Here is a 16,673-nt window from a genome sequence, read left to right as displayed (position 1 = left end):
TGATTGAGATGTAATGGCTCAAGAAGTCGGTCTCCACAAAGATAAGAATGACGCATTTCACGTCACTCCTACAGGAAAAAGCGCATCTTTGCACTGTCAGAGACGAACAAGCTAGTTTTCTTGCTTGTATCTCGCCTGAGGAAAGGACGTGAAAAGACGCGTCATTCTTTTTTTGAGTCAGCCCCTTGCATGCGTCTCGAACTATTTTTCTTTCTTTTCGCTATGTTTATGAATTATCTAGAACAGGTAGAAAGGACAAGAAGGAGGCGATCGTATGTGGGAAGCGTTCGGTTGGGGAGCGTTAGCAGGTGGTGCCGTCGTCATCGGTGCCCTGTTTGGATTGTACTTACCCTTAAAACAACGACTGATCGGCTATATCATGTCGTTTGGGACCGGCATCTTGATTGGAGCAGCGACGTTTGAGTTACTCGATGAAGCATTAAAGAAGTCAACGACACTCGTTGTCGCGATTTCCTTCATCGTCGGAGCACTCGTCTTTACAGGATTCGACCTATTCGTTTCGTCACGCGGCGCGAGTAAACGAAAACGCTCATCTGGTGGGAACGAAGGCACGGGAACGGCGATTTTCTTCGGGACGATCCTTGATGCGATCCCTGAATCAATCATGATCGGTGCCAGTCTGTTATCCGGAAATGTCAGCGCGGCACTCGTCGCGGCCATTTTCGTCAGTAACATTCCGGAAGGTTTATCGAGTACGACCGGTTTGCGAAAAGATGGCTTCTCGAAGAATAAAGTATTGCTGATGTGGGGAGTCGTCTGGTTGATTTCCGCTCTCGCTTCTCTCGCTGGCTACACGATTCTTGCAGAACTCCCGGACATGCAGTTTGCCATGATTGGTGGCTTCGCAAGCGGTGGGATCATCGCGATGCTCGCTTCGACGATGATGCCGGAAGCTCACGAGGAAGGTGGTGCGATCGTTGGTCTGTTCGCAGCACTTGGGTTGATTACAGCAATTATCCTCAGTTAATAACAAAAACAATGCGCACTTTCCGTAAGCTTAGTCGGAAACGCGCATTGTTTTTTAGTCATTTCGAAAATCGGTCTTCAGCTGTCTGTCGTACCGTCCCACTCTTGCTTGAACCGAGCAACAAACTCTTCCATATAGCGATGCCGCTCCTCTGCTAAATGAAGTGCTGCTTTCGTATTCATTAAATCTTTTAGTCGGAATAACTTTTCTTCAAAATGATTCAGGGCACTCGTCTCTCCCGTTCGGTCACCGGGCTCTCGTGGTGCTAGTCCAGGCACATGCATCGGCTCTCCGAACCGACCAGCGAACTGAAACGTTCGTGCAATTCCAATTGCACCAATCGCGTCGAGACGATCAGCATCCTGGACGATTTTCCCTTCGATTGTCCGCATTGGAGGGCGTGTCCCGTCTTTATAGGACAAGCTCGTGATGATGGCTAGAATCTGTTCCTGTTCTTCTTCCGTCACCTTTCCTTGCAAGAAGGTCGCGACCTTCTCTGCCGTTCCCCCGAGTTTGCTATCTGCTACGTCATGAAGTAAGGCAGATAGTTCGATGATTTTGACATTTCCGCCTTCTTGTTTGGCAATATGTAACGCTAAACGACGAACCCGTTCGATATGGGCATAATCATGACCTGAAAAGTCCGTCGCGTGAAACGACCGGACGAAGATTTCTGTTTCTTGAATCATTGTAGATTCCTCCATTCTGGTTCGAGTAATCCATAAAGTAACATGTCATGCCGCTCTCCGTCTCGTCGTAAAAAGGCACGGTATCTTCCTTCCTGTACGAATCCAAGGCGTTCGTACAGCTTAACCGCACGTGTATTATACTCAAAGACCGTCAATTGAATCCGGTACAGGTTCAGCTCTAAGAAGGCGTATTCGAGGATTGTCTGTAGCGCATCCGTCGCATACCCTTGCCCTTCACAATCCGGATCGATCCCGATCATCAGCCATGCCGTTCCGTGTGTAAATAGAATATCTTCCAGTGCAACGACGCCAATCATCCGTTCATCTTCAAAATTGCGAATGGCAAAACGGAATGTTTCCGGTGCATCTGTCGCCATCATCTGTTCGACCTTGTCCATCGATAAATGGCGGTATGGCGTCGCACTAAAATGACGGGCAAACGTTACATCGTCAAGTAGACGTTGCATCACTTCGGTATCTTCCCGTTGAAAACGCGTCAGCCGGATGTGGTGACCTTCCAGTAGTTTTTTCAATTTTATCCCCCTCTATACTAAAAAACCGAAAAACGCTAACCCTTTTCAGAGTTAGCGTACTGTGATCATAAAACTTTTTCGAGGAATTTTTTCGCCCGGTCCGTCTTCGGATTGTCGAAAAGTTCAATCGGTGAACCTTCTTCCATCAAAATTCCTTCATCGAGGAACAGGACACGATCCGCAACTTCTTTCGCGAAGCCCATCTCGTGTGTGACGATGACCATCGTCATCCCACTCTCAGCCAGCTGCTTCATGACGTCAAGAACTTCGTTGACCATCTCCGGGTCAAGAGCGGACGTCGGTTCATCAAACAGCATGACGTTCGGTTCCATCGCAAGCGCACGGGCGATCGCGACCCGTTGTTTTTGCCCACCTGACAACTGGTTCGGATAATTATCGCGTTTTTCCGCTAGACCGACACGCTCAAGTAACGTCTCCGCCCGTTTAACTGCCTCATCCTTTGAGATACCAAGGACGTTAATCGGTGCGTACGTCAAGTTATCGAGAACGGACTTATGCGGGAACAAGTTGAACTGTTGGAACACCATCCCGATGTTCTGACGTGCTTTTGAGATATTTGCTTTTGGTTTCGTCAATTCGAAACCATCGACGATGATTGTTCCACTCGTTGGTTGCTCCAGTAAGTTGATACACCGCAGAAATGTTGATTTACCGGATCCCGACGGTCCGATGACAGCGACGACTTCACCGCGTGTAACCGTCGTCGAGATACCTTTTAATACTTCTAATTTTCCGAACTGCTTATGCAAATCGGTGACTTGGATCATAGGTTCCATCTGATTACCCACTCTTTCTCATAGCTTTTTCGACTTGTTGGCCTATCAAGCTCAATCCCATGACGAGAACAAAATATACGAATCCGGCAAACAATAACGGTTCGAAATAAATCGCCTTTTCTCCTCCGACGATTTGCGCACGACGCATGACATCAAGCACACCGACCGTCGAGACGAGTGCTGATTCCTTCGTCAACGTGATCAATTCGTTCATGATCGCAGGAAGGATATTTTTAAAGGCTTGCGGTAAAATGATCGAACGGAGTTGTTTGAAATACGAAATACCGAGCGCATCCGCCGCTTCCCACTGTCCACGATCAACAGCCTGAATCCCTGCCCGGATGATTTCCGAGATATACGCTCCGGAGTTTAGGGAGAAGGCAATGATTGCCGATTGATATCCTGTTGTGACATACCCTGTCAGTTGCGGTAATCCGAAGTGGACGATCGCCAGTTGCAAGATCAGTGGTGTTCCCCGGAAGATCGCCGTGTAGGCATGACCGATGAAACGGAGAACCCGGCTCTTCGTGATTTTCAGTGCCGCGACGACGATTCCGATCAGCATCCCGGCAATGGCCGCCACGATGACGACTTGGAACAGGACCGGAATCCCCTCGAGAATATATGGAATTGAATCTTGAATCTTTGTAAAGTCTATCATAATCAATCTCCTAACGTCGCACAAAAGGGATGAGGTTACCCCCACCCCCATGCACTTGACTTATTTTGCTTCTTTTTGGAACCATTCTTCTGCCAATTTTTCGATTTCACCACTGTCGATCATCTTCTTCAACTCTTTGTTGAAATCGTCACGCATCTTGTCACCTTTTTTGAAGGCGATCGCTGAACCAGCTGGACCATCTTCTTCAATCTGGTACGTTTTCAGGGATGCATCTTGATCCATGTATTTGACGGCTACTGCATCCTCGATGATGAGGGCATCAATCCGACCTGTATTTAATTCTTGAATGATTTCTGGGATTTTGTTTAAAGGAACCGCTTCGCTGTCTTTAAAGCGATCTTTTGCGAGTCCCTCTTGGATGGAACCAAGCTGGACACCGATTTTTTTGCCTTTGAGTTCGTCTTCCGAACTAATGGCTTTATCTTTCGTCATGACTAAGTTTTTTGATTCGAAGTAGATATCCGTGAAGTCAGCGTTTTTCTTCCGCTCTTCTGTTGGTGTCATGCCCGCCATGACGAAGTCGACACGACCTGAGCTGAGGGCACCAAGTAAGCTACCGAACTCCATGTCTTCGATTTTTAAGTCATACCCGAGATTTTTCGTGACTTCTTTGGCGATCGCAACGTCGAATCCGACGATGTCCTCTCCTTTTTTCGTATCGATGTATTCAAATGGGAAGTAATCCGCTGACGTTCCCATCGTCAATACTTTATCACTTTTACTTGATCCACCTGTTGATTCTTCCGACGCGCCACATGCTGCCATCGTGACTGCCAGAATGCCTGCCATTGCCGTTGCTAATAATTTTTTCATTCGAGTTTTCCCCTTCCAACGCTCAATTGTCAGAACTTTAACAATAGTATGACTTATGTGTATGTCCAATTCAATACCGAAAAGCCTGACCTGTTCTATTGCTTTTAGGATATACGAATATTTATTCACTGTAAAGCATAAATATATAAATTTTTTTGACTTTCTATTCATAATTCATGCATAAATGACTTTTTATACAGTTTTGCAAACGCTTTCAAATTTCAAATTTATTATTTTAATCTCATGAATGCGCAAAAAAAGACCCCTTTATCAGGAGTCTTCTTTGTTTATGCGTAGATTTCAATCAATGATTCAAGTTTCTCGACGACCTCTTCTGCCGTGAACGATTCGATGTCGAACCGCTCAACCATCGAGAGGATGTTTCCGTCTTGCATTAATGCAAATGATGGAGATGAAGGTGGATAACCTTCGAAGTATTCACGTGCACGGTCTGTCGCTTCGCGATCTTGTCCAGCGAATACCGTAACGAAATGATCGGGCTTGATGCCCTCTTTCCGATTGACATACGCTGCAGCAGGACGGGCGATCCCGCCAGCACATCCACAAACAGAATTGACAAGGACAAGTGTTAACCCTTCGCGTTTCATTGCTTCATCCACGCTTTCTGGCGTCGTTAATTCTTCAAATCCAGCAGCTTGCGCTTCTTTGCGGGCTGTTTGGACAACATCTTCAAAATACATTTGGAAATCCATCGTATTGCCTCCTTTGATTCGTTCTCCATCTTATTGTACGAGTTTCGGTGAAATCTGTCCAAGTCTGCCGCTTAATTCACTTTCTAAAAATGGACGGGCATGCAACAAATCACGGAACGCGATGTAGCGGTCGATTTTTTCTTCTGTTGGTCGTTTATTTTGTTTATAGGCGCGAATCAAGATGTTCTTCGGTGTGTGCTCGAGGTCGATGAATTCGAGGAGTTGCGCTTCATAACCGACGAGTGTCAATAACTCGGCACGAATCGAATCTGTCGCAAGTGATGCAAATTTTTCTTTAATCAGTCCGTGCTGGAGCATGACATCGAGTGGCGAACAGTCGAGTTGACGGTTCAATTCCTTTTGACAACACGGTACGCTCAGGATGACTGATGCATTCCAGTCAACAGCTCGCGCGAGTGCGACATCGGTTGCGACATCACAAGCATGGAGTGTCACCATCAGGTCGACTTCCGTCTCCCCTGTGTAATCATGAACGTCCCCGACGCGGAATGTTAGATCGGTATAATCCAGATCACGCGCAATTTGTGTACATTCTTCGATGACTTCTTTCTTTAAATCAAGACCTGTCACTTCGAGGTCAAATCCTTTGACGACTTTTAGATAATGATAGAGAGCGAACGTCAAATACGATTTTCCGCAACCGAAGTCTAGGATCCGAAGTTTTTTTCCTTTTGGCAAGGCATCAATGCTATCCTCGACGAATTCAAGGAAGCGATTGATTTGTTTAAACTTATCGTACTTTTGCTTTTTGATTTGTCCCGCTTCCGTCATGACGCCGAGGCGAATCAGAAACGGAACCGGCACACCGTCTTCTAATAGATAGGTTTTTTTTCGGTCATGCGACAAGAGAGCTTTCATCGGTTCCTTTTTGGATGTCTTGAGCGCGACTTTCATCTTTTTCGAGAGCTGGAACTGCCATTCTTCTTCTTCAAAACGGAATAAGAATTGGCGGAATTCCGTGAACCAGTCATCGAGTCGCCCGACGAAATCGTCCATTAAAATATTTTCATGCTTCATAACGCGTTCAAATTGAAACTCAACCTGCATCATCACCGTATCTCTTAATAGAATCGGTTTTACCTTGATTCGTCGGAGATCATTTGATTTTTGACGCGGATTACTTATCGTTGCATGGATCAGTGTTCCTTGCGTGATTTGCGAGGCAAGGCTCGCTTTTAATTCATGTAGTTCCACTAGTCGTCCCGTCCTTTTCTGATGTTCTTTCGAAACTGTAGCAAATTCGTACCTGTTCGACAAGTTTACACGCTTCATCATTCGCACATAATCAAAAGGAGGAATTCATCATGTTCAAAAAAATTCTCTCACAAATCGGAATCGGTGCCGCAACGGTCGACACACGGTTGACGGATGATCGCTGTGAACCAGGCGGTCAAATCCACGGTGTCGTCCATATCAAGGGCGGAAACGTCGATCAAGAAATTGACCGGATTTATCTTGAATTCAACACGCAGTACAAACAAGAAGTCAATGATAGCACGACATTTACGACCTTCACGCTCGACCGGTTTGCTTTAAATGAAGCAAAGTTCACGATCGAAGCGGGTGTCGAGCGAAAAATTCCCTTTACACTACGCGTGCCACTGAATACGCCACTCTCGGTCAGCCAATCGAAATCGTGGATTGAGACGGGTCTCGACATCGCTCAAGCCGTCGATCCATCGGACCGTGACGCCGTCATCGTCGAAGCAAACCGTTACCAAGCAACAGTCTTAGATGCCATGGAGTCACTTGGCTTCCGATTGAAAAAAGCCGACACGGAAAAATTACCTGGACGATTCCGGAAAGATTTACCGATTGCTCAGGAGCTTGAGTATTCAGCTCGCAATACACACTACGCTCATAAACTGGATGAGATCGAAATCATCATGCTTCAAGACGGATCTGGGATTGATTTAATCGTCCAAGTCGACCGTCGTGCGCACAGTCTCGGATCATTATTCAGTGAAATGGCTGGTGCGGATGAGTCGATGATCAAATTGCGTCTGTCCAATAGTGAATTGCAAGATCAACCGTTCGTCGAACGTCAGCTGACAAACATCGTGGAACGCTATAGCTAATCAATCGATCGAATTTACTTGAAAGTGATTCCTCTTCAGGGGAATCACTTTTTTATTGAATTTTATTTCAATTTGAAATCGTTTACATATAAAATATTGTTTTAAAATAATCCCCTTGCTATACTGTCCGTATTGAAAAGAATTCCAGTCACGGTTTGATTAAAGGAGGATGTACATCATGAAAAAAATCGGACAGTTCACGTTAACAGCAGGACTCGCAGCAGTACTTGTCTCAAGTAGTTTGCCTGTCATGGCAGAGGCAGGGTCTTCAGCCGATCGGATCAGTCAAAAAATCGACACGATGACACTCGAACAAAAAATCGGACAAATGATCATGCCCGACTTCCGGCAGTGGAATGGTAGCAATCATACGTCGCTTGCCCCAGAAGTCGCGAACATCATCGACCGCTATGATTTAGGTGGCGTCATCTTGTTTGCTGAGAACGTCAGCGAAACCGAACAGACGACAAAACTCGTTCATGATCTGCAAGAAGTCGTCAAACAAGACGACAGTAACGATATTCCGCTCTTCGTCACGATCGACCAAGAAGGGGGCATCGTCACTCGGCTCGGAACAGGGACGAACTTACCTGGCAACATGGCGTTGGGAGCGACCCGCAGCAGTACATATGCGAGTGATGCCGGTCACATCATCGGTTCCGAACTGCGTGCGCTCGGCATCAATGTCAACTTCGGTCCGGATCTCGATGTCAACAGCAACCCTGGAAATCCCGTTATCGGTGTCCGCTCGTTCTCGAGTGATCCGGAGCTCGTCGGTACACTCGGTTCCGCTTTGATGAAGGGAATTCAGGATGAAGGCGTTGCGGCGACCGCCAAGCACTTCCCGGGTCACGGCGATACGGCAACTGATTCCCATTATGGCTTACCGGTCGTTGACCGCTCCCTGCAGGAGCTAGAACAAGTCGAGCTCGTTCCATTCAAACGAGCTATCGCTGAAGACATCGATATGATCATGACGGGACATATCGGAATGCCACAAATCGAACCTGAAGTCGTCACATCGAAAAACGGTACCTTCCCTTTACCTGCTACGTTGTCGGATGACGTCATCACGGGTGTGCTACGCGAAAAACTCGGTTACGATGGCATCGTCATCACGGACGCACTGAACATGCAGGCGATCGTCGATAACTTCACGGAATCAGAAGCCGTCTTAAAGACGTTTGACGCCGGTGTCGACATCGCGCTCATGCCGACGATTCTTCGTTCCGAGCAAGATGTCGAAAAGCTCGACCAGATTTTCAAGGACGTGATTGCGGCGGTCAAAGACGGTCGCCTTTCAGAGGAACGGATCGATCAGTCGGTTGAACGGATTCTGACGCTAAAGGCAGAACGCGGAATTTGGAACGGTACGACTGACACGACATCCCTAGCTGAAAAAATCGCGCAGGCGAACCAAATCGTCGGTAGTCCAGAGCATAAAGCAAAAGAACGTGCGATGACGGAAGCCGCCGTCACACTCGTGAAAAATGATCAGCGGACGTTACCATTCAAACCAAAAAAGAATGCTAACGTCCTTGTGATTGCCCCTGCGGCGGATCAAACGGACAGTATGAAAAAGACGATTACTTCCCTACCGAAGAATCGGAACTGGCATGTGACGACAGCGAATTACTCGGCTGCTACGCTACCACTTGAACAAAATCCAACCCTTCGAGCGCAACTCGATGTAGCGGACTATATCATTGTCGGCTCAAACGTCAATACGAGTGCTAAACTACTGCCTACCGCACTAGAACAAGCGATTCCGGCTTCGATCTTCCGCTATGCGAAACAAACAGACACACCATCCGTCCTACTCAGTCTCCGTAATCCATATGATGTCGCCGTTCAACCGGATGCACCGGCACACGTCCTCGTCTATGGTTTTAAAGGGGATCCGAACGGTCCAGACTCTGAAGCAGGCAATCTAAAATCAGCGGGACCGAACCTTCCGGCAGGTATCCGAGCGATCTTCGGAACGTTCAAACCGCAAGGCACTTTACCCGTTGATGTACCGGTCTTTCAGAACGGTATCTTTACCGATCAACTGCATCTTAAATTCGGTGACGGCTTTAAAAACTGGAAGAAATGATGACACGATACAAAAAAGACCGAAGCTCCTTAAAGGATGCCTCGGTCTTTTAATGATTGATACGGATATTCAGCTTCTTCTTTCGCACGCTGGTAGACGCGGTATAACCAATAAGTCAGTAGTGCATAGACGACGATGACAAGAACAGCAGAAATATAGCTTCCCATGCTATACGCTACCTTAAAGTTACGCGTCGAAGCGGATATACCCGACAACACGATTAGTATCGGAATGATATATCCAATAAATCTTACTTTGATTTTACCAAGCATTCGTTGTACAGCATATGCCGCACTGATCAAAAGTGCGATCACTATGATTTCCATTCCAATCCCTACTTTCACTAGATGGTATTCCTAATTCTACCATTTAGCGATTCAAGAAGATACCGTCCGTGCTGGAATCGTTTCGTAAACCGACGTGAACGTCTCTTCCGTCCATCCCATGTGCCAGAAAAGTAACTCATAGTAACAACTCGTCACGAAATGACGTTTCATCCGCTCGCGTTCCGTCGGACTCGCTTGCTCCGCCAGCGCATCAAGCCGTGCAATCTGTTCAAGGACGACCTTTTCAAACCATTCCGAGCTATACGTGTCGATCCATTGCTGATAGATTTTTTCTTCCGGAGTATACGTCAGTAATTGTTGCCCGACTTCGTAATACAACCAGTAACATGGCAAAATGGCAGCAATCGTCTCACCAAGCGTTCCTTCACTCGCATGATGCATGTGCGAGACGTACGCATATGCTGTCGGTGCCGGTTCGAATGCTTCAAGGTCTGCTTCCGTAATACCGAGCGGCTCAAAAAATGATTGATGTAAGCTCAACTCTGCCTCGTAAGTCGAAGTCGCATGCTCGGCAAGTGTTGCGATCGTTGCAAATTCGTCCGCTTTTGACGCTGCTCTCGCCTGTATCTTCGCAAAGTGTTTTAAGTAGTAGGCATCTTGCATGACGTAATGCCGAAATTTCGAGAGCGGTAACGTCCCCTCTCCGATTCCTTGAACGAATGGGTGCGTAAAACTACTATCCCAATACGCTTGCGCCGCTTGTTTGATTTCTTGTGTGAATGTCATGATCTCATCCTCCTCGTTTGGTATGAAACGAAAAAAACACCACCCCGAAACACACGGGCATGGCGCAAGAAGAACAAGACTTGACGCCACTTCCCTCCGTAAGTACGAACTTAATCAGGTTCAAAGGGTCCGAACGTCTTCGTTCGTCTCAGTCAGCCTACTGACTCCCCTAGTGGTCATTATTCGATTCCCATCCACTATAGCATGCTGAAAACGGAAGTCAAGTTGTCCTTTTTTCGCTATACTATGGAGTGTCAGAAGACGGATACCGTCTCCATCTGCAGACCGATTCCGAACAGACATCGTTACCGTACACTAAATTTAGTACCTGATACTATAATTCATTCTGTTACTTACAATTGGAGGATTTCATTATGCATACACCAACAAAAATCATGGCATCAGCCGTTATCGCTTCTGCTTTATTACTCCCAACAGCCGCATCCGCCGAACAAGTCGTCGATCAGACGATCGTCACACTCGGGGAGTCGCTCGGCGCAAAAGATAAAGCATGGGTGCTTTCACGTCTCAATGCACCGGAAGGGATCACACCGATCATCGCAACTTCTGCTGACGAGGAAAAATATCTCGGGAAAAACATCCCACAGTCGCAAAAAGGCGGCAACATGTATTCGTCGGCTAAAATCGAACTGACGGAAAAAGGAGATGGACTCTCCGTCTCAACGGAGAACATCACGTGGGTGACGAAGGATATGTATCTCAACGCTCTCGTCACGGCTGGGATCAAAGATGCCGATATTACGATTACTTCCCCTTACAAGGTCACCGGGACATCGGCACTGACAGGAATCATGAAGGCGTACGATCAAACTTCTGCCGAGACCGGAATTAAGTTAAGTGACGAACGCAAGGATCTAGCACAGCAAGAATTATCGGTCACATCAGACGTCGGGAAAACCGTCGGAACGGATAAGGTCGCTGACTTGATGAATGAGATCAAGGCTGAGATCGCCAATCAAAAACCAGAAACCAAAGTCGAGATCGAAAATTTGATCGTCCAAGTCATTCAAAACAACAATATCCAGTTGTCTGACACACAAATGGACCGGCTGACGAATCTGTTCAATCAAATGGAGCAAGCGAACATCAACTGGGGACAAATCGAGAGTGGATTGAAAAATGCGGGGCAAGACATCCACGCGTTCGCAACATCAGAAGAGACGAAAGGATTCTTCGCTAAACTATTCGATGGGTTAAGTGACTTCTTCAGTTCGATCGCTGGCGTGTTCAAATAATTCAGACTTCCGTAACTGAAAAAATAGTAGTAGACTAGATGTATCTGAAACGAAAGGTGGTGTGAAAAGATGGACTTTGCCGCGTGCAAACACTGGTTAATGGAACAATTGTATCTGTTGCGCGCGATTTTTCATGGAATGGCGTTCTAAGGCACCCGTCTGTCCTTTTTTAGAACTTCATGAATGAAAAATACAGCAAAGCGCATCTTTCACACGTTAGGGAGAGTGCTATTTGCGCTCTCCTTTTTTGATGCGCGCGAAAGGAACAATTGATGATGATTTGCGACATTCAACACCTGACTAAACAATTCGGAGGCGAGACGATCTTAGCGGACGTTTCCCTCTTCTTAAACGAACACGACCGCGTCGGTCTGATTGGACGAAACGGGAGTGGCAAAACGACATTACTCCGCTTGCTTGCTCGCCTCGAGCAACCGGACGGTGGTGTCATCTATCAAAAAAGCGGTTTGACGATCGGCTACTTGGAACAACTTCCTGTTTATAGTGAGACGATGACCGGACTCGACGTCCTTTGGACAGCGTTTGCAGACATTCTCGCGATTCGTTCTCGAATGCAACAGTTGGAGCAGATGATGGCGACAGCACCAGATGATCTCGATGCACTACTCGTGCGATATGCGGAAGCGACGAATGCGTTCGAACAAAAGGATGGCTACCTGCTCGACTCGAAGATTGAGCGCATGGTGAACGGATTACACTTACGTCCGTTACTCACGCGTCCTTTCCACCAGTTGAGCGGTGGTGAACAGACGAAGATTTGTCTCGGTCGCATGTTACTCATGGAACCAAATCTGCTCATTCTTGACGAACCGACGAATCATCTCGATTTAGCTGCCGTGGAATGGCTTGAGCAGTTCTTGCGGGACTACACAGGGACCATCCTGCTCGTCTCTCACGACCGGGTCTTCTTAGACGCCGTCGTCACTTCGATCGTTGAGCTCGAAGATGGTGAACTGACAGCCTATATAGGGAACTACAGCGCGTTCGTCGTCGAGAGAGAACGCCGTCTGCTCGAGCAGTTCCATGCGTATCAAGAGCAACAGAAAAAAATCAAAAAAATGAAGGAAGCGATTCGTCGTCTTCGGCAATGGGCAAACGAAGCGTCTCCACCGAGTGAGAAATTATTCCGTAAAGCGAAATCAATGGAGCGGGCACTCGAGCGGATCGAGCGGATTAAACGACCACAACTCGAAGCCAAAACCGCTGATGTCTCCTTCTCCTCCACCGATCACACGAGCCAAGTCGTCTTTCGCGCTGAAGAGCTCTCGTTTGCTTATGGAACCCGTCCTATTTTTGATGGCGTCTCGTTCGAAGTCATGGCACAGGATCGTATCGCGATCGTCGGAACGAATGGGAGCGGGAAATCGACGTTGCTCTCACTGTTGCTTGACGAATTATCACCGGACGCGGGCACACTCACGCGTGGACCATCAAATCATGTCGGTTACTTGTCCCAGCATGCCCATTTCGAGGAGGACGCGCGGTTAATCGACTGGTTTAGACAACGAATTGCCGTTCCGGAAGCAGAGGCACGCCATATCCTTGCCCGGTTCCTATTCTTTGGACCGACTGTCTTCCGGTCCATTTTGTCACTGAGCGGAGGCGAACGTGTGCGATTGCAACTCGCCGTCCTCGTCCATTCGTCGATCAATGTCTTAATTCTCGACGAGCCGACGAACCATCTCGATATTGAATCCAGAGAGACGCTTGAAGAAGCACTCGAGAATTTTTCTGGTACATTGATTGCCGTCTCACACGACCGCTATTTCTTGAATCGTCTTTTCTCGCAGATCCTGTGGCTCGAAAATGGTCTGACACGCTATCATGGTTCGTATACGTACGCCCAACAGAAGCGTACCGAGTTCGCTACGGCTTCCTCACTCCACGTACCCCCTCGAAAACCAAAGCGCTTGTCGCAACACGAGCTGGAAGTGCAGATTGAGCGACTTGAACGGAAATTAGCAAAACGTGAAAAACCAACTGATACCGTTTCTAAAAGCATCCAACAGCAACTCGATGACCTATACGAACAGTTGCTACAATATGGATGATTTAGCTTTCCTTGACTGTCACTCTCGATACCGAGAGCGACAGTTTTTTCGTTCACCTACAAAGTTTTTAACTCCTAACATTTAGCTAACTTTATTAAGTTTTAAAATTTTATTTTAATTTGTTGTTGATTGTTATCTGAAAATTCGTATAATTTAGCGTATAGCTTTTATTATTCTTTGGGAGGAATACACCATCATGAACGCCATTCAGCAAGTTATTCAAGGAAGTGTCGATTACGCCAATAACATTTTATGGTCGTATGTACTAATTGCCGTATTGATCGGCGGCGGGATCTACTTCACGATCCGAACTGGCTTCATCCAATTCACTTACTTAAAAGAGATGTTCCGCGTCACGCTCGATAAAAGTGAACAAACAACAGACGATAAAGGGGAAAGCATCACTTCTCTCCAGTCGTTCTTTATCGGTGCTGCGACACGGATTGGTACGGGTAACCTTGCCGGTGTCACCATTGCCGTCACACTCGGCGGACCAGGTGCCGTCTTCTGGATGTGGATGGTCGCTCTCTTAGGGGGCGCGACGGCTCTCATCGAAAGTACACTGGCTCAAGTCTATAAAGTACGCGATACGAAATCGAACGCGTACCGTGGTGGTCCTGCCTACTACATCGAAAAAGGCTTGAAGAACCGAGCTCTCGGAATCGTCTTTGCAATCTTGATTGCTGTGACGTTTGGTCTTATCTTCAACTCCGTTCAATCGAACACGATTGCCGCTGCCTTTGACAACGCATTCGGTATTAACACAGCTGTCGTCGGTGCTGCACTCGTCGTCTTGACAGGACTCGTCATCTTTGGTGGTGTCCACCGTGTCGCGAAGTTCTCTGCGATCATCGTTCCTATCATGGCAGGTCTCTACTTGATTGCTGCTCTTTATGTCGTCGTCACGAACCTGTCGGAACTTCCTGGTGTATTCGCAATGATCTTCAAAAGTGCCTTCGGAATCGAGCAAGCATTCGGTGGCTCGGTCGGTGCTGCGATCTCACTCGGTGTCAAACGTGGATTGTTCTCAAACGAAGCCGGGATGGGGTCTGCTCCGAACGCTGCTGCTGCGGCTGAAGTTTCGCACCCAGCAAAACAAGGTTTCTTGCAAACACTCGGCGTATTCCTTGATACATTGATCGTCTGTACAGCGACAGCAACGATCATTCTCCTCAGTGATAGTTACGCTGCTGGAAATGGCGAAGGAATCGGTATGTTACAAAACGCACTCTCTGAGGAATTCGGTGCGATTGCGCCACCATTCATCGCACTCAGCGTCTTCTTATTTGCTTTTAGTTCGATCGTTGGTAGCTACTACTACGGCGAAACGAACATCGAGTTCATCAAACAAAGTCCTGCAGCCGTCTTCGGTTTCCGGATTGCGACAATGGGCTTCGTCTTCATCGGATCTGTTCTTAGCCTCGGTATGGTATGGAGTTTTGCCGACCTCTTCATGGCAGGCATGACATTGATCAATATGACGGCGATTCTCCTCTTGAGCGGCATCGCCCTCAAAGTCATCAAAGATTATCAGGAACAACGGAAACAGGGACTCGATCCTGTCTTCTCAGCAAAAGCACTCGGGATCGAAAATACGGAGTGTTGGGATGTCGAAGAAGAAGCACGTCCTGCGGCTGGTGAAGTGCCTCCATCACAATAAATCACTTCTGAGTTCGAACTTTAGCACCGAGTAAGCCATACGCCTACTCGGTGTTTTTATTTGTCAAAAAGAATTTGGATTATGTTTTCATCGGACAGGGAAAAAGTCAACAGATTGTCCTGAAGGAGGAATTCATCTTGTCTCAAGTCATGCTCATCATCAACCCGTCTTCCGGTAAAGAACTCGGAAAAAAACACGCAACGCTTGCCGAAGAAACACTTGCTACTCGTTTTGAAACCGTCGACGTTCGGTTCACGGAAAAAGAACACGATGCGACGGAATTTGCACGTCATGCTGCCCAGTCTAATTACGACGCCGTCATCGCCATGGGAGGTGACGGAACGGTCAATGAAGTCATCACCGGAATCGCAGAACAACCACATCGCCCAACACTCGGGATCGTCCCACTCGGAACGGTCAATGACTTATCGCGCGCCCTACACATCCCAACGGATCCGGAAGAGGCGATTCAGATCTTAGCTGATGCCCCTACCCGACCGCTCGATATCGGTAAATATGATGACCATTACTTCATGAACGTCATCGCTGTTGGTCTGATTGCGGAAGCCGTCGAGGAAGTCAGTGTCGAACAAAAAACGTCACTCGGATCGGTTGCCTATTTCATAGAAGGTCTGAAAGCCTTTAAGGATCATAGCCCGTATCCGATCGAAATCGATTCCGCTGAAAAACAATTCGATGGGGAGGCACATTTGTTAATCATCGCTTTGACGAATTCAGTTGGCGGATTCGAATCGTTTGCGGAAGACGCAAAAGTCGATGATGGACTGTTGCACGGTTTCATCATTACGAAGCTCGGATTTTTTGATGCGCTTCAAGCATTACCTAAACTCATCACAGGTGGGTTATCAAAGGCCGATCAAATCGAACACTTCACGACGACACGTGTTGAAATTCGCTCGAAAGAGGAATTGCCGATCAATGCCGATGGAGATACAGCAGGTCACGTTCCCGTGACTGTCGAAGTACTCCCGCAACATTTGACTGTGTTTTCACCCTCTTCTGCTGAATAACAGTATAGGTTCATAGAAAAAAGAACTGACTCTCCGTCAGTTCTTTTTTTACTTATTAATCCATTACAATATATGTTAACAAAGCGTAATTTTGAAACATATTTGAAATATTTTCGTGTTATTGACGATGCTATAATCATCTCAGGCGAAAAATCATTCTTTGAAAATAAAT

16 protein-coding genes and 1 riboswitch are annotated in these 16,673 nt (G+C 47.1%); of the genes, 7 read left to right on the top strand and 9 right to left on the bottom strand.

Going from position 1 to position 16,673, the window contains the following annotated elements; genetic code table 11:
- The first annotated feature begins 274 nt into the window (after positions 1-274).
- A complete protein-coding gene (locus tag ESP131_RS07370) occupies positions 275-988 on the top strand; it encodes a ZIP family metal transporter (protein ID WP_047390876.1) in 714 nt (237 codons plus the stop codon).
- Positions 989-1,065: 77 nt separating this feature from the next.
- Here ESP131_RS07370 and ESP131_RS07365 read toward each other — a convergent pair whose 3' ends face one another.
- The 7 genes from ESP131_RS07365 to ESP131_RS07335 form a co-directional block, all read right to left on the bottom strand.
- Positions 1,066-1,692 carry an HD domain-containing protein gene (locus ESP131_RS07365; RefSeq protein WP_029341134.1) on the bottom strand — a complete coding sequence of 209 codons (627 nt, stop codon included), beginning with the start codon at positions 1,690-1,692 and terminating at the stop codon, positions 1,066-1,068.
- A complete protein-coding gene (locus ESP131_RS07360; protein ID WP_052169377.1) occupies positions 1,674-2,210 on the bottom strand; it encodes a GNAT family N-acetyltransferase in 537 nt (178 codons plus the stop codon). Before ESP131_RS07360 ends, ESP131_RS07365 begins: the two co-directional genes overlap by 19 nt.
- A 65-nt stretch (positions 2,211-2,275) precedes the next feature.
- A complete protein-coding gene (locus ESP131_RS07355; protein ID WP_029341132.1) occupies positions 2,276-2,998 on the bottom strand; it encodes an amino acid ABC transporter ATP-binding protein in 723 nt (240 codons plus the stop codon).
- Positions 2,999-3,011: 13 nt separating this feature from the next.
- Positions 3,012-3,671, bottom strand: a complete 660-nt coding sequence (locus tag ESP131_RS07350; RefSeq protein ID WP_029341131.1) for an amino acid ABC transporter permease — start codon at positions 3,669-3,671, stop codon at positions 3,012-3,014.
- A 57-nt stretch (positions 3,672-3,728) separates the two neighbouring features.
- Entirely contained in the window at positions 3,729-4,502 is a 774-nt protein-coding gene (locus ESP131_RS07345; protein ID WP_047390868.1) for a transporter substrate-binding domain-containing protein, read from the bottom strand.
- A gap of 287 nt (positions 4,503-4,789) precedes the next feature.
- Positions 4,790-5,215 carry a BrxA/BrxB family bacilliredoxin gene (locus tag ESP131_RS07340; RefSeq protein ID WP_023467616.1) on the bottom strand — a complete coding sequence of 142 codons (426 nt, stop codon included), beginning with the start codon at positions 5,213-5,215 and terminating at the stop codon, positions 4,790-4,792.
- Positions 5,216-5,245: 30 nt separating this feature from the next.
- On the bottom strand, positions 5,246-6,430 hold the full coding sequence (locus ESP131_RS07335; protein WP_069940389.1) for a class I SAM-dependent methyltransferase: 1,185 nt from the start codon (positions 6,428-6,430) through the stop codon (positions 5,246-5,248).
- A 110-nt stretch (positions 6,431-6,540) separates the two neighbouring features.
- On the opposite strand from ESP131_RS07335, the gene ESP131_RS07330 reads away from it, so the two are divergent.
- Together ESP131_RS07330 and ESP131_RS07325 are read left to right on the top strand one after the other, a co-directional pair.
- On the top strand, positions 6,541-7,314 hold the full coding sequence (locus tag ESP131_RS07330; RefSeq protein ID WP_047390861.1) for a sporulation protein: 774 nt from the start codon (positions 6,541-6,543) through the stop codon (positions 7,312-7,314).
- Between the two features lie 178 nt (positions 7,315-7,492).
- Positions 7,493-9,409 (top strand): glycoside hydrolase family 3 protein, encoded by a 1,917-nt coding sequence (locus tag ESP131_RS07325; protein ID WP_047390857.1) that lies wholly within the window; start codon positions 7,493-7,495, stop codon positions 9,407-9,409.
- A gap of 29 nt (positions 9,410-9,438) precedes the next feature.
- On the opposite strand, the gene ESP131_RS16630 is transcribed toward ESP131_RS07325, so the two are convergent.
- Both ESP131_RS16630 and tenA read right to left on the bottom strand, forming a co-directional pair.
- Complete coding sequence (locus ESP131_RS16630; protein WP_148662008.1) at positions 9,439-9,735, bottom strand: hypothetical protein; 297 nt, start codon at positions 9,733-9,735, stop codon at positions 9,439-9,441.
- Between the two features lie 51 nt (positions 9,736-9,786).
- Positions 9,787-10,482, bottom strand: coding sequence for a thiaminase II (gene tenA, locus ESP131_RS07320; protein ID WP_047390853.1), 696 nt, complete (start codon positions 10,480-10,482; stop codon positions 9,787-9,789).
- Between the two features lie 74 nt (positions 10,483-10,556).
- Positions 10,557-10,663: riboswitch (TPP riboswitch) on the bottom strand.
- A 193-nt stretch (positions 10,664-10,856) separates the two neighbouring features.
- Between tenA and ESP131_RS07315 the strand changes: the two genes are divergently transcribed.
- The 4 genes from ESP131_RS07315 to ESP131_RS07300 all read left to right on the top strand — a co-directional run bounded on the left by ESP131_RS07315 (position 10,857) and on the right by ESP131_RS07300 (position 16,501).
- On the top strand, positions 10,857-11,738 hold the full coding sequence (locus ESP131_RS07315; RefSeq protein ID WP_029341125.1) for a DUF1002 domain-containing protein: 882 nt from the start codon (positions 10,857-10,859) through the stop codon (positions 11,736-11,738).
- A gap of 272 nt (positions 11,739-12,010) precedes the next feature.
- On the top strand, positions 12,011-13,810 hold the full coding sequence (abc-f, locus tag ESP131_RS07310; RefSeq protein ID WP_029341124.1) for a ribosomal protection-like ABC-F family protein: 1,800 nt from the start codon (positions 12,011-12,013) through the stop codon (positions 13,808-13,810).
- A 196-nt stretch (positions 13,811-14,006) separates the two neighbouring features.
- Entirely contained in the window at positions 14,007-15,470 is a 1,464-nt protein-coding gene (locus ESP131_RS07305) for an alanine/glycine:cation symporter family protein (protein ID WP_029341123.1), read from the top strand.
- Between the two features lie 137 nt (positions 15,471-15,607).
- Positions 15,608-16,501: a diacylglycerol/lipid kinase family protein gene (locus ESP131_RS07300; protein WP_029341122.1), complete on the top strand. Its 894-nt coding sequence runs from the start codon at positions 15,608-15,610 to the stop codon at positions 16,499-16,501.
- The last annotated feature ends 172 nt before the right edge of the window (positions 16,502-16,673 follow it).

The sequence above is a fragment of the Exiguobacterium sp. U13-1 genome (assembly GCF_001750115.1).
GTDB classification, from domain to species: domain Bacteria; phylum Bacillota; class Bacilli; order Exiguobacteriales; family Exiguobacteriaceae; genus Exiguobacterium_A; species Exiguobacterium_A acetylicum.
This window is presented reverse-complemented; position numbering and strand designations above follow the sequence as displayed.

Bases quoted from the DNA above. Each gene is read 5' to 3' on its own strand.
- ESP131_RS07315 (WP_029341125.1), top strand. From the start codon at position 10,857: ATGCATACACCAACAAAAATCATGGCATCAGCCGTTATCGCTTCTGCT.
- ESP131_RS07330 (WP_047390861.1), top strand. From the start codon at position 6,541: ATGTTCAAAAAAATTCTCTCACAAATCGGAATCGGTGCCGCAACGGTC.
- ESP131_RS07370 (WP_047390876.1), top strand. From the start codon at position 275: ATGTGGGAAGCGTTCGGTTGGGGAGCGTTAGCAGGTGGTGCCGTCGTC.
- ESP131_RS16630 (WP_148662008.1), bottom strand. From the start codon at position 9,735: ATGGAAATCATAGTGATCGCACTTTTGATCAGTGCGGCATATGCTGTA.
- ESP131_RS07345 (WP_047390868.1), bottom strand. From the start codon at position 4,502: ATGAAAAAATTATTAGCAACGGCAATGGCAGGCATTCTGGCAGTCACG.
- abc-f (WP_029341124.1), top strand. From the start codon at position 12,011: ATGATGATTTGCGACATTCAACACCTGACTAAACAATTCGGAGGCGAG.
- ESP131_RS07305 (WP_029341123.1), top strand. From the start codon at position 14,007: ATGAACGCCATTCAGCAAGTTATTCAAGGAAGTGTCGATTACGCCAAT.
- ESP131_RS07355 (WP_029341132.1), bottom strand. From the start codon at position 2,998: ATGATCCAAGTCACCGATTTGCATAAGCAGTTCGGAAAATTAGAAGTA.
- ESP131_RS07340 (WP_023467616.1), bottom strand. From the start codon at position 5,215: ATGGATTTCCAAATGTATTTTGAAGATGTTGTCCAAACAGCCCGCAAA.
- ESP131_RS07325 (WP_047390857.1), top strand. From the start codon at position 7,493: ATGAAAAAAATCGGACAGTTCACGTTAACAGCAGGACTCGCAGCAGTA.
- tenA (WP_047390853.1), bottom strand. From the start codon at position 10,482: ATGACATTCACACAAGAAATCAAACAAGCGGCGCAAGCGTATTGGGAT.
- ESP131_RS07365 (WP_029341134.1), bottom strand. From the start codon at position 1,692: ATGGAGGAATCTACAATGATTCAAGAAACAGAAATCTTCGTCCGGTCG.